This is a genomic window from Bradyrhizobium sp. BR 10289, from assembly GCF_019455385.1.
Lineage (GTDB): Bacteria > Pseudomonadota > Alphaproteobacteria > Rhizobiales > Xanthobacteraceae > Bradyrhizobium.
Window position 1 is genome coordinate 175431 of the sequence record NZ_JACOFR010000012.1, and the last position, 12208, is coordinate 187638.

Here is a 12208-nt window from a genome sequence, read left to right on the forward strand (position 1 = left end):
CAGATTGCCGCGAGCCACGAAAATGGGTTGGCGCGCGGGGGGAGCGACGATATGGATGCAAATCCAGCGATTTCTAACCCGGAAGGTGGATGGCCTCCCTCGACTCCGTCAGCCTCGCCATATTGCTCGGCGCCGTGCTCGTCATGGCCGGCATCCTGTCGAGCCTGCTCGCGCTGCGCTTCGGCGCGCCCCTGCTGCTCGTGTTCCTTGCCATCGGCATGCTCGCCGGGGATTCCGGTCCCGGCCAGCTCCAGTTCGACGACGTCCGCACCACCTATCTGGTCGGCTCGGTGGCGCTGGCCTTGATCCTGTTCGACGGCGGACTCAAGACGCGCTTTGCCAGCATCCGCACCGTGCTCGCGCCCTCCGTGGTGCTCGCGACCGTCGGCGTGCTCCTGACCGCGCTGGTCACCGCGCCCTTCGCAAAGTACGCGCTCGATCTCAACTGGACGGAATCGCTGCTGGTCGGCGCCGTCGTCGCCTCGACCGATGCGGCCGCGGTGTTCCTGCTGGTGCACACCCAGGGCCTCCGCCTGCGCCCGCGCGTCGGTGCGACGCTGGAGGCCGAATCCGGCACCAACGATCCCTTTGCGATCTTCCTCACGCTTATGCTGGTCGAATACATCTCGCTGGGCTCGAGCTCGCCCGGCCATGTCCTGATGGAGTTCGTCCAGGAGGCGCTGCTGGGCGCCGCCGTCGGCGTGCTCGGCGGGCGTCTCGTCGTCATCGCGCTCAACCGGGTGGCGCTGCCGCAGGGCCTGCACGCGCCGTTCGTGACGACGGGAGCGCTCGTCATCTTCGGCGGTTCGCAGATGATGCACGCCTCCGGCTTCCTCGCGGTCTATCTCGCCGGCATCATCATCGGCAACCGTCCGACCCGCGCGCATAATTCGGTGGTCACCTTTCTCGATGCCGCGACCTGGCTGGCGCAGATCGTGATGTTCGTGCTGCTGGGCCTGCTGGTCTCGCCGAGCCGGTTAGGGGCCAGCGTGCTGCCGGCGGTCGGCGTCGCCTTCGTGCTGATGCTGGTGGCGCGGCCGCTCGCGGTGTTCGTGTGCCTGGCGCCATTTCGCTTCAACTGGCGGGAAAAGATCTTCATCGCCTGGACCGGCCTGCGCGGCGCCGTCGCGATCTTCTTGGCCTCGATCCCGATGCTGGTAGGGCTGTCGAAGGCCTATCTCTATTTCGACGTCGCCTTCGTCGTCGTCATCATCTCGCTGCTGCTGCAAGGCTGGACCTTGGCACCTGCCGCGCGAAAACTGCACGTCGCGCTGCCGCGCGCCGAACGTGGTCCGCGCCGCGTCGAACTGGATCTGCCCGGCCAGCTCGAACAGCAGCTGGTCGGCTATCCCGTGCGGTCCAAGAGCCTGTATTTCCGCCGCGGTCTGATCCCGTCCTGGTCAAAACCGACGCTTGTGATCCGCAAGGAGAGCATCCTGACGCCGGTGGAGGCCGATCCGATCGCGCCCGGCGATTACATCTATCTGCTGGCGCCGCCGGAAAAGGCCGAGGCGCTCGATCGCTTCTTCGTCGACATGCAGCCGAGCACCGCGCCCGACCCGCATCTGCTCGGCGACTTCATGGTCTCAGGCGAGCATACGCTGGCCGAACTCGCCGAGATCTACGGCGTCAAGGTGAGCGAGGACGAGGGCAAGCTGACGCTGGCCGATTATTTCGACGTCCATCTCGACCGCGCGCCGAAGGAAGGCGCCGAGCTCGCGCTGGACGAGATCGTCCTGGTCGCCCGCAGCATCTCCGGCGGCCGCGTCAGCGTCGTCGGCCTGCGCCTGCCGGAAGAAGACGAAGCCCCCCCGCCGCTGACGCGGAGACAGGCGCTGCGCAAGAAGCTGGCGGAGGTGTGGAGTTCGGTGGCGGGGGTTTGAGCGCTCCGCTCGCAATGACGGGCAGAGGACACGGGCTATGTCAACACCTTCACCCCGCCGAACGACGTCACCCGGCCCTGCTTGAGCATCACGATCTGCGTCGCCAGCTGCCGCAGCTCGGCAACGTCGTGGCTGACATAGACCATCGGCACGTTGGCCTCGTCCCGCAGCCGCACCAGATATGGCAGGATCTCCAGCTTGCGGCCCTCATCGAGCGCGCCGAGCGGCTCGTCGAGCAGCAAGAGCCGCGGCTTCGACAGCAGCGCACGGCCGAGCGCGACGCGCTGGCGCTCGCCGCCGGAGAGCTTTCCGGGGCGGCGATCGAGAAGGGCGCCGATGTCGAGGAGGTCAACGACACGCCTGTGCTGGGCCGGATCGGGCGCATGGCCGTTCATCCGCCGCCCGTAGTCGAGATTCTGCGCGACGTTGAGATGCGGAAACAGCCGGGCATCCTGAAACACATAGCCGATGCGGCGGCGCCAGGTCGGCACATGGATGCCGGAAGCGGTGTCGTCGACGGTCTCGCCGTCGATCACGATGCTGCCGCGGTCGGGTCGCAGCAGGCCTGCGATCATGTTGACCAGCGAGCTCTTGCCCGCGCCCGAGGCGCCGAACAGGCCGATGACGCGGCCTTCGCTGCTGAAGGACGCGGACAGCGAGAACTCGCCGAGCTGCTTTTCGACATCGACCCGCAGCATGCTCAATTCCCATGCAGGCGCGCGGTGGCGCGGCGGGCGAACCATTCGGCCGATATCAGCGCGCCGAGCGCGAGCACGATCGAGACGATCACGAGCCGCCCCGCGGCCGCATCGCCGTCCGGCGTCTGGATCAGCGAATAGATCGCCGACGAAATCGTCTGGGTCTCGCCGGGAATGTTGGAGACGAAGGTGATGGTCGCGCCGAACTCGCCGATTGCCTTGGCAAAGCCCAGCACCATGCCGGCGAGCACGCCCGGCAGCGCCAGCGGCAGCGTCACTGTGAAAAACACCTTGTAGGGCGCGGCGCCCAGCGTCTCGGCGGCCTGCTCGAGCCGGCGGTCGATCGCCTCGATCGACAGCCGGATTGGCCGCACCAGAAGCGGAAACGACATCACGCCGCAGGCGAGCGCCGCGCCGGTCCAGCGGAACGCGAAGACGATGCCGAGATGGTCGGCCAGGAAGCCGCCGACGAGGCCGCGGCGGCCGAAGGTCAGCAGCAGCAGATAGCCGGTGACGACGGGCGGCAGCACCAGCGGCAGGTGCACGACGGCATCGAGCACCGGCTTGCCCCAAAAATCCTTGCGGGCGAGCAGCCACGCCAGCGCAATGCCGAACGGCGTTGCCACCAGCGTTGCGATCACGGCGACCCTGAGTGAGAGCAGGATCGCCGTCCATTCGGCGGGAGAGATGTCGAGCATCAAATCGTGAAAGTCAGGTGGTCGGGCTGATCAGGAATTTAAAACCGTATTTTTCCAGAATGGTCTTGGCGGCCGAGCTGCGCAGGAAGGCGAGATAGTCGTTGGTCTCGCCCTTCGCGGTCGTGGTGGCCGCGACCGGATAGATGATTGCGGGATGCGAATCCGCCGGGAAAGTGCCGACGATCTTCACGCCCGGCTCGACCTTGGCGTCGGTGGAATAGACGATGCCGAGATTGGCTTCGCCACGGGCCACCAGCGTCAGCGCGGCGCGCACGCTCTCGGCCATCGCGAATTTCGGCTCGGCGGCGGTCCAGGCCCCGAGCTTCTCCAGCGCGGCCTTGGCGTATTTGCCTGCTGGCACCGACTTGACGTCGCCCGTCGCGATCTTGCCGTCGCCGGCAAGTTTTGCGAGGTCAAAACCTTGCGCGATGGCGACGTTGTCGATCTTGGAATCCTTCGGCGCGATCAGCACGATGCTGTTGCCGAGCAGGTTGACGCGGGAAGCTTCGTTGATGGTCTTCCTGGAGATGGCGTAGTCCATCCAGTCGGTGTCGGCGGAGACGAACACATCGGCCGGCGCGCCCTGCTCGATCTGCTTTGCCAGCACCGAGCTCGCGGCGTAGCTCGCGGTGATCTTGACGCCGGTCTTGGCGGTGTAGGCGGCGTCGATCTCGTCGAGCGCGTTCTTCATCGAGGCGGCTGCGAACACGGTGATGGTCTTGTCCTCGGCGCTGGCAGGCGAGAGGGTCGCGCCCGCGAAGAGGACGAAAGCGGTGAAAAGTCCGGCAATACGAATCATGGATGCGCTCCGTGCGAGATCGCGCGCAAACTTGCGCACAAATCTGGCGTTGGGTTGGTCGGGTCGCGACGGGCGGAAGCGCTGTTCCACGTGGCCCCGCGACGGCTTACGGCCGGCAGGGCTATCGCTAGCCTCGAAGATAGCAGGCTGGGGCCTGGGGTCAAAGGCGACCGTTTGTCTGAGGCGATAGGCCTATTCCAGCGGCCAGATCGGCAGGATCGCGATCGAGATCGAATTCTCTTTGGCGCCGCTCACCTGGAGCACGAAGGGCTTGTCCGACAGCTCGTATTTCATCGTCTTGCGGATGCCTTCGCAGTCCGTCGCACCGCTAAAAGCCGCCGGCTTGAGGAGACGCCCGTTCTGCACCACGTCGACCCAGGCCCCGGCTGACAGGCTGATCGTGTAGAGCCCCGCCTTTACGGTCTTGATGCGGGTGAAGCCGGCAAAACTGCCGTCCTTCGGCGCCCGCTCCGGCACCGTTGGCAGTCCGGCCTCCTGAGGCGCGACCAGCGCCAGTGTGATGGCCGATGACGGGACCACCGCCTGTTCGCTTCCCGAGGCGAGCTTGGCGCGATCCGGCGCAGTCAGCGCGGCACGTTCGTTGTGAATCGGCCATTTGAACTTATCGCAGCCGCTCGGCTCCTCGGCGGCCAGAGCGGATGTCGCGCCGAGCGTGAGCGCAGCAAGGAAGGTGAGAGCGCGCATGTCGATTCTCATCGTTGGCCGCGCGAAGCGCGGCTTGCGGTCAGGTTTGTTGAAAGACGGGATGCACGTCCCGGGATGCCGCGGGCTTACGGCCGGGCGACATCGCGATCCTAGCGCATTTGGTTCGCGCGAACCAACCACCTGTTCGTCATCCCGGACAAGCGCCCCAATCACCACTGTCGTCCCAGATCGGCGCGCGCTTGGGGGCGCGCTTGTCCGGGACGACGACCGAGGGTTTGATGTGCAGCGCCTTACGGCTTCGCATCCGCCGCATGCAGCACCGCCTTGCAGGCCGCGGGCATCTCCGCCAGCGTCATCGGCGGTCTCGGCTTCGGCGGCTCCGGCGGCGGCTTTGGATGCAGCACGCCGTCGCTGAACCAGTAGGCGAGATCGGCGGGCTTGCAGCCTTCGTCCTCGGATTGCGACGGCTGGCCCTCGCATTCGCCGGCGCCTGCCGGGCAGCGCATCCGAATGTGGAAATGATAATCGTGGCCCCACCACGGCCTGATCTTCGACAGCCAGGAGCGGTCGCCCTTTGCCTCGCGGCAGAGCGCCTTCTTGATCGCGGCATTGACGAAGATGCGCTGCACCGCCGGCTCCTGCGCGGCATCGCGCAGCACAAGCACATGGGCAGGGGTGAACACCTTTGGATCGATGTCGAGGCGATCCTCGCGCACCATCATCACCGCCGACATCTCCTCGCGCTCCTCGCGCGACAAACGGCGATCCGGCATCGGCGTCAGCCAGATGTCGGCATCGAGGCCGATCTGATGGCTGGCATGGCCCGACAGCGCCGGCCCGCCGCGCGGCTGGCCGATGTCGCCGACCAGGATGCCCGGCCAGCCCGCGTCCTTGTGCGCTCTTGCGGCAAGGCGCTTGATCAGCGCGATCATGTCGGGGTGGCCGTAATTGCGGTTACGTGACAGCCGCATCACCTGCCAATTGTCGCCGTTGAGCGGCATCTGCATGGCGCCGCCGATGCAGCCCTTGGTGTAGGAGCCGATGACATGCGCCGGCCCCGTCGAGGGCAGCAGTTTTCGCGCGAACAGCTCCTTGGCGCCGAGATGCGGATCGTTCGGATTGGCCAGCGGCGGCAGCGGCTTCGGGTTCACGCTGCCCTTGTCCTGGGCCAGCGCGCCGCCGGCGGCCAGGACTTTCATGACGACGAACGTCGTGACGAGCAGGAGAGGGGCGATGCGGCGGCGACTCATGCTGAGACCTTATAGCCCAACACCGCGTCAGCGTTAAGAATGAGCCGCCCGGCCGGGCGCGATCTCACGGCGTCTTGACGCCGCCGCCCGGCCGTGACGCCGCGCAACACCGCGATCACATGTCGAACCAGCCTGTTGCAAAGTCGAAATAGCTTGTGCAGATCGCCACATTTTTAACGACCCGATAACCGTATCCTGCATTGACCAAAATTCGTGCGCGGAGCGCGGGAGCGCCGCGGCCCGCATGCAATCGCGCACGATTTTGGAAATGATTCAAGCGCGCGCGCAATTTTGCGCCAGCGCTTCCGTCCGATCACGACGGCCAGGCGGGTTTGGTGCGTCCGCCGGCGGTTTCTCGCCCTGCAAACAGGCACAAAGACCGGACGAGACGGCCTCACCACGCCGCCGGTCGCATCGCCCGCCCGGCCAAGATTACTTTTTTTTCAGACACTTGCCTCAAGACTTGCGCCCGCTGGTGCGACTGGGACGTTGGAAGTTGAGTTTGGGGTCTCGAAAACAGGGAAAGCGAAGGCGTAAACTGCTTGCCGGCCAGGGGCCGCGCAAGCTGCGATTCGCGTGCGCGCGGCATCGGCCAGTCGGCCACGACGCGCTGGTGCAGAGCCGCGCCGAAGCTGAAGCTGCGATCGCCGAAGCGCGCAAATCGCATGACCGGCTGCGCCAGGCTGTCGATCTCTTGCCGCAGGGCATCGTGATCCTCGATCCCGAGGGCCGCTACGTTCTCTGGAACAAGCAATACGCCTCGATCTACAGCAAGACCGCGGATCTGTTCGAAGAAGGCGCGCGCCTCGAAGACACGCTCCGTGTCGGCGTCGCCCGCGGCGATTATCCGGAGGCCGCCGGCCACGAGGAAGAATGGATCGCCCAGCGGCTGAAGAAGCTCTACGAGCCCGGCAAGCGCCACGAGCAGACGTTGTCGGACGGCCGCGTCATCCTGATCGAGGAGCGCCGCACCGACGACGGCGGCGTCGTGGGCCTGCGCGTCGACATCACCGAATTGAAGCAGCGCGAGGCCTCGTTCCGCCTGCTGTTCGACGGCAATCCCGTGCCGATGATCGTCTGCGCGCTGGACGACGAGCGCATCATCGGTGTCAACGACGCCGCCATCGCCCATTATGGCTATAGCCGCGCCGAGTTCGAGCGGCTGAAGATCCGCTCGCTTCAGGCTTTCGACAGCGAGCCGCCGTGGACCGTCGACCGGACCGGCGAGGAGCAGGCCGGGCGTACCTGGAAGCACGTCAAGGCCGACGGGGCACTGATCGATCTGGCGATCTACTCTCGCGAGCTGACCTATGACGAGCGGCCCGCGGTGTTGCTGGCATTGATGGACATCACCGAGCGCAAGCGCGCCGAGGCGCGGCTCGCCTTCATGGCCCAGCACGACGGGCTCACCGGCCTGCCCAACCGCAATCTGCTGCGCCAGCAGGTCGACGAGATGCTGCTGCATACGCGGCGCAGCAGCGACAAGGTCGCGCTGCTGATGCTGGGGCTGGATAATTTCAAGTCGGTCAACGACACGCTGGGCCACGCCATCGGCGACAAGCTGCTGCGCGGCGTCGCCAAGCGCCTGCGTTCGACGCTGCGCGAGGAAGACGCGCTGGCGCGGCTGAACTCCGACGAGTTCGCGATCGTGCAGAGCGGCCTGACGCGTCCAGAGGACGCGGTAATGCTGGCGAAACGCCTGCTCGAAGCCATCGCCGACCCTTATCTGCTCGACGGCCATTCCGTGGTGATCGGTGCCTCCATCGGTATCGCGATGGCGCCGGGCGACGGTGATGATTCCGAAAAGCTGCTGAAGAGCGCCGACATGGCGCTGTCGCGCGCCAAGCAGGACGCCCGCGGCACCTTCGCCTTCTTCGAGGCCGCGCTCGATGCCAAGGCGCAGAGCCGCCGCAAGATCGAGGTCGAGCTGCGCGACGCCATCCAGAACGACGTGCTGCGTCCCTATTACCAGCCGCTGATCGACCTCCAGAGCGGCCGCATCACCGGCTTCGAGGCGCTGGTGCGCTGGCCGCATGCCGAGCGCGGCATGGTCTCGCCGGCCGAATTCATTCCGGTTGCCGAAGACACCGGCCTGATCAATCCGCTCGGCGGCCTGATGCTGCGCCGGGCGTGCCTCGATGCCGTGACCTGGCCCGACGACGTTCGCGTCGCGGTCAATCTGTCGCCGCTCCAGTTCCGCAGCGGCAACCTGCTCTCGATCGTGACCGACGCGCTGAAACATTCCGGCCTGCCGCCGCGCCGGCTCGAGCTGGAGATCACCGAGACGCTGCTGCTCGAGAAGAGCGCGCAGGTGCTGGCGACGCTGCACGCGCTGCGCGCGCTCGGCGTGCGCATCTCGATGGACGATTTCGGCACCGGCTATTCCAGCCTCAGCTATTTGCGCAGCTTTCCGTTCGACAAGATCAAGATCGACCAGTCCTTCGTGCGCGATCTCGGCGCCAACCGCGAAGCCCAGGCGATCATCCGCTCCATCGTCAGCCTCGGCAAAGGCCTTGGCGTCACCATCACCGCCGAGGGCGTCGAGACCGAAGCCGAGCTCAGCTGCCTCCGCGCCGAGGGCTGCGACGAGGGCCAGGGCTTCCTGTTCAGCAAGGCGAGGCCGAACGCCGAGATCATCAGCCTTCTGGCCGCGCAGCGCGGCATCGACGGCGCGGACGAGGAAGACGCCGCGCTGGTGGCGTGAGACCGCCCTTCACCTCTCCCCGCTTGCGGGGAGAGGTCGAATTCGATCGAAGATCGAATTCGGGTGAGGGGGTACAGGTCTCACGTTGAACTCCCGTGTGGAGAGAGGCCCCTCACCCCAACCCTCTCCCCGTAAGAACGGGGCGAGGGAGCGCACCGCCGCTGGGCTGCCGTTCAGCGTCCCTCGGCAAGGATCCCCTTCCCCACATCCTCGTAATGCGTGTCGCGCGCCTGGATTTGCTGCGCGATGGCGTGCATGTCGCGGAACCGCCGCTCGAACGGATGCTTTCGGAACACCGCGGTGGCGCCCGCCATGTGATAGGCGGTGTCGACCACTTTGGCCGATTGATGAATGGTCCAGGTCGACGCGAGGCGAACCGCGCTGCGATGCGCGGCGCTGAACTCGCCGGTCGCAACCAGATCGCGCCACATCGCATGCGCGGTCGCATAGAGATAAGCGCGCGCTGCGCGAAGGTCGCCCTCGGTGCGCCCGATCAGGCCCTGGACCGCCGCGTTATCGCGCATGCTGCTTGCCGCCAGCGACTGATGCTTTCCGCGTGATAGCGCAATCGCCGCGTCCAGCGTGGCGCGCGCGACGCCGAGCGAGACCGCGGCAAAGCCGAGGCTGTAGGTTGAGCCGGTGCCGATCCTGTAGAGCGGCCCCTTCTCGACCAGCGCGGACGGCACGTCGCGGAACGCGGTGAAGCGCTCGGGGATGAAGAGGTCAGTGACCTCATACGAATCGGTGCCGGTGCCGGCGAGGCCGATGGCGTGCCACACATCGTGCATCACGGCGCTCGTGGCCGGGAACAGGATGGTGCGCACCTCCGCCGACCCGTCGGCATGTTTCCGCGGCGCGCCGTCGGGGCCGACGATGCGCACATGCGCCCCGAGCCAGCTCGCCTGCCGCGAGCCCGAGGCAAAGTCCCAGCGCGCGGTGACCCGATAGCCGTCCTCGACTCGACGCGCCTCATGCGCGATCGCACCCCAGGCGAGGATGCCGGGGGGTGCGTTGAAGATCTCGTGCGCCGTGTCGTGGTCGAGCCAGGCAGCGATCATCGCGCAGACGCTGCATTGGCCAAGGCACCAGGCCGTGGAGGCATCGGCCTTGGCGATCTCCTCCAGCATTTGCATGAAATGTTCCGGCGCGGCCTCGGCGCCGCCAAGGCTCTGCGGCAGCAGCGCGCGATACAGCCCGTTCTCGATCAGCGCGGTCACCACATCAGGCGTCAGCCGCCGCGTCCGCTCGATCTCGTCCGCCTCGCCCGCAATCAGCGGCGCGATGGCGCGAGCCCGCTCGACCAGGCCAACTCCGGGAGCTGCATTCATGCCAGCGTTTCCTCGCCCATTCTTGCCGTGAGCGGTAAGAGGCGCCGATGGTGGTCTATTTGGTGGGCGGGATCAAGGTGGAGGATATCGGGCGACGGACTACAGCAACCGTTCCATGATGATTGTGCGTTCGTCACCATGATAGCTGTCGCGCACCGCGTTGAACCCGAGCCTTGCATAGAACGTCTCGGCCGTGACCGACGACGGCACGGTCAACGCTGCAATGCTCTGCTCCCGCGCCGCCCGCTCGACCTCGGCCATCAGCAGCTTGCCGATCCCGCGTCCCTGAACATCGGGTGCCACGAAGACCGTGCGGACCACGTTTCCGTCAAGGCTCGCTGTTCCAACCACACGGCTGCCGAGCACGGCGACGAAGACCGTGCGCTTCTCGATCAATTGGCGCACGGCGTCCGGGCTGAAGCTGCGCGCGACTCGTGCGATGATCTCGTCGGTATAGTCCTTCGCATTGGTTTCGCGCAGCGCCCGCAGGATGACGCCGCTGATGTCGCCGGCGTCGTCGCCGCGCGCCGGCCGGATCGTGCAGTCCATGGACCGCTCCAGTGAAGCCATGAAGCCGGCGCCGCGGGCCCGGCCATCGCACTTGATGCGACCGTCTATAGCATATTGGCACGAAGCGGCGCTACGGCATCGGCGCACGCTCACCCGTTCGGCAGCCACCAGCCGTGGATCGCGGCGACGAGGCAGGCTGCGAGGCAGATGGCCCGGTGGCCCATTTCCATCGAGTAATGGCCCGGTTGCGTGTCCCTCTGAAAGACCTGCCGATGCTTTCCGGCCGATCAGGCCGCGCAATTTCATCACCGTCACCCTGAGGTGCTCGCCTCTTCGGCGAGCCTCGAAGGGCGACGGCCCGGCTTGCTGCTCGGCCGATTCATCCTTCGAGGCTCACACTGCTATGCAGTGTGAGCGCCTCAGGATGACGGGGGTGAGAGACTGAGTGATGTGAAAACGAAGTCTTCAGCGGAATGTCTTTGCGTTGGCCTGTCTTATGTTCATGGCATCTACCTCCGCATCGTGATGGCCAGCCCGCACGTCTTGATCTACCATCCGGTCGACCCGTTTACGGAGCCACCCGAATGCAAACCATCGGCCTGATCGGCGGCATGAGCTGGGAGAGCACCGCGCTCTATTACAAGCTCATCAACGAACGCGTCCGCGACCGCATGGGCCAGCTGCATTCGGCCCCGCTGCTGATGTACTCCTACGATTTCCAGGGCATCAAGGAGCTGCAATATGCCGGCCGCTGGGACGAGGCGGCGGCGAGCCTCGCCGAGGTCGGGCAGCGGCTCGAAAGCGCCGGCGCGCGTGCGATCGTGCTCTGCACCAACACGATGCACAAGCTTGCGGCCGAGATCACGGCGAAGCTGACTGTTCCCTTCATCCACATCGGCGACGCAACGGCGCAGCGCATTCGCGCGAAAGGCTACCGGCGGGTCGGGCTGCTCGGCACCAAATTCACGATGGAAGAAGATTTCTACATCGACCGCCTGCGCGCCCATGATCTCGACGTCCTGGTGCCTCCCGCGGATGCCCGCACCGAGGTGAACCGCATCATCTACGACGAGCTGTGCCTCGGCAACGTCACCGCGCCCTCGCGCCGCCGCTATCAGGAGGTGATGGCCGCGCTCGTTGCCGCGGGCGCGGAGTGCATCATCCTCGGCTGCACCGAGATCACGATGCTGGTCGGTGCGGGTGATACGTCGGTCGAGACCTTCGACACGACGGCGATCCACGCGGAGACCGCGGCCGATTTCGCGATCGGGTGATGCGATCTCACTGTCAGACGTCCTGCATCGGCAGCAATTCCAGCTTCGCGGCCGATTTTTCCAGCAGCCGCGCGTGAGCTGCCCGCCGCGGATCGTTCCGGTAGGTTTGAAAATCCGCCTCGGAGGCAAAGCTGACGATGTGCATTTCCACGGTGCCGTCCGGATTGCGAAGACGCCGATCGAGACGCCCGTTGAATTCCGGCAACAGCGGCAGGACGGCGTCCTCATAGGCGCGAAAGTCCGCGATGCCTTCAGGGGGTATGCGGGCGATCAGCACAAAGGTAACCGAGTTGGCTCGATGAGACATGGGCGCCTGCGTCGTACCCGCGTTCGCGAAGTGAAGACTCCCGGCGCGAAAGTGTGGGGGGCGTGCCTGCTCGCCCAAGGAAGTGCTGAGT

The 12208-nt window shown here is 66.1% G+C and carries 11 protein-coding genes; 3 read left to right on the plus strand and 8 right to left on the minus strand.

The genetic code is table 11. The features are described from left to right. Window positions 1-89 precede the first annotated feature (89 nt). Window positions 90-1883 carry a potassium/proton antiporter gene (locus HYH08_RS21100; RefSeq protein WP_220011730.1) on the plus strand — a complete coding sequence of 598 codons (1794 nt, stop codon included), beginning with the start codon at window positions 90-92 and terminating at the stop codon, window positions 1881-1883. Between the two features lie 35 nt (window positions 1884-1918). On the opposite strand, the gene modC is transcribed toward HYH08_RS21100, so the two are convergent. The 5 genes from modC to mepA form a co-directional block, all read right to left on the minus strand. Beyond that, the gene (gene modC / locus HYH08_RS21105; protein WP_220011731.1) at window positions 1919-2581 is read right to left on the minus strand and encodes a molybdenum ABC transporter ATP-binding protein; all 663 of its coding nucleotides are present in this window, start codon (window positions 2579-2581) and stop codon (window positions 1919-1921) included. Window positions 2582-2583: 2 nt separating this feature from the next. Beyond that, window positions 2584-3279: a molybdate ABC transporter permease subunit gene (modB, locus tag HYH08_RS21110; RefSeq protein ID WP_220011732.1), complete on the minus strand. Its 696-nt coding sequence runs from the start codon at window positions 3277-3279 to the stop codon at window positions 2584-2586. Between the two features lie 13 nt (window positions 3280-3292). After that, window positions 3293-4078 (minus strand): molybdate ABC transporter substrate-binding protein, encoded by a 786-nt coding sequence (modA, locus tag HYH08_RS21115; RefSeq protein WP_220011733.1) that lies wholly within the window; start codon window positions 4076-4078, stop codon window positions 3293-3295. A gap of 192 nt (window positions 4079-4270) precedes the next feature. Next, a complete protein-coding gene (locus HYH08_RS21120) occupies window positions 4271-4783 on the minus strand; it encodes a hypothetical protein (RefSeq protein ID WP_220011734.1) in 513 nt (170 codons plus the stop codon). Window positions 4784-5034: 251 nt separating this feature from the next. Next, on the minus strand, window positions 5035-5994 hold the full coding sequence (gene mepA / locus HYH08_RS21125; protein ID WP_220011735.1) for a penicillin-insensitive murein endopeptidase: 960 nt from the start codon (window positions 5992-5994) through the stop codon (window positions 5035-5037). A gap of 565 nt (window positions 5995-6559) precedes the next feature. On the opposite strand from mepA, the gene HYH08_RS21130 reads away from it, so the two are divergent. Then, entirely contained in the window at window positions 6560-8698 is a 2139-nt protein-coding gene (locus HYH08_RS21130) for a putative bifunctional diguanylate cyclase/phosphodiesterase (RefSeq protein ID WP_220011768.1), read from the plus strand. Window positions 8699-8871: 173 nt separating this feature from the next. On the opposite strand, the gene HYH08_RS21135 is transcribed toward HYH08_RS21130, so the two are convergent. After that, entirely contained in the window at window positions 8872-10026 is a 1155-nt protein-coding gene (locus HYH08_RS21135; protein WP_220011736.1) for an acyl-CoA dehydrogenase family protein, read from the minus strand. A 99-nt stretch (window positions 10027-10125) separates the two neighbouring features. After that, a complete protein-coding gene (locus HYH08_RS37820) occupies window positions 10126-10842 on the minus strand; it encodes a GNAT family N-acetyltransferase (protein WP_349631452.1) in 717 nt (238 codons plus the stop codon). A 278-nt stretch (window positions 10843-11120) separates the two neighbouring features. Between HYH08_RS37820 and HYH08_RS21145 the strand changes: the two genes are divergently transcribed. After that, complete coding sequence (locus tag HYH08_RS21145; protein ID WP_220011737.1) at window positions 11121-11810, plus strand: aspartate/glutamate racemase family protein; 690 nt, start codon at window positions 11121-11123, stop codon at window positions 11808-11810. Between the two features lie 13 nt (window positions 11811-11823). On the opposite strand, the gene HYH08_RS21150 is transcribed toward HYH08_RS21145, so the two are convergent. Next, window positions 11824-12087, minus strand: coding sequence for an antibiotic biosynthesis monooxygenase family protein (locus HYH08_RS21150; protein WP_220011738.1), 264 nt, complete (start codon window positions 12085-12087; stop codon window positions 11824-11826). Window positions 12088-12208: the final 121 nt, after the last annotated feature.

Excerpts from the sequence above, each read along its gene's own strand:
- HYH08_RS21100 (WP_220011730.1), top strand. The coding sequence starts at position 90 with ATGGCCTCCCTCGACTCCGTCAGCCTCGCCATATTGCTCGGCGCCGTG.
- modC (WP_220011731.1), bottom strand. The coding sequence starts at position 2,581 with ATGCTGCGGGTCGATGTCGAAAAGCAGCTCGGCGAGTTCTCGCTGTCC.
- modB (WP_220011732.1), bottom strand. The coding sequence starts at position 3,279 with ATGCTCGACATCTCTCCCGCCGAATGGACGGCGATCCTGCTCTCACTC.
- modA (WP_220011733.1), bottom strand. The coding sequence starts at position 4,078 with ATGATTCGTATTGCCGGACTTTTCACCGCTTTCGTCCTCTTCGCGGGC.
- HYH08_RS21120 (WP_220011734.1), bottom strand. The coding sequence starts at position 4,783 with ATGCGCGCTCTCACCTTCCTTGCTGCGCTCACGCTCGGCGCGACATCC.
- mepA (WP_220011735.1), bottom strand. The coding sequence starts at position 5,994 with ATGAGTCGCCGCCGCATCGCCCCTCTCCTGCTCGTCACGACGTTCGTC.
- HYH08_RS21135 (WP_220011736.1), bottom strand. The coding sequence starts at position 10,026 with ATGAATGCAGCTCCCGGAGTTGGCCTGGTCGAGCGGGCTCGCGCCATC.
- HYH08_RS37820 (WP_349631452.1), bottom strand. The coding sequence starts at position 10,842 with ATGAAATTGCGCGGCCTGATCGGCCGGAAAGCATCGGCAGGTCTTTCA.
- HYH08_RS21145 (WP_220011737.1), top strand. The coding sequence starts at position 11,121 with ATGCAAACCATCGGCCTGATCGGCGGCATGAGCTGGGAGAGCACCGCG.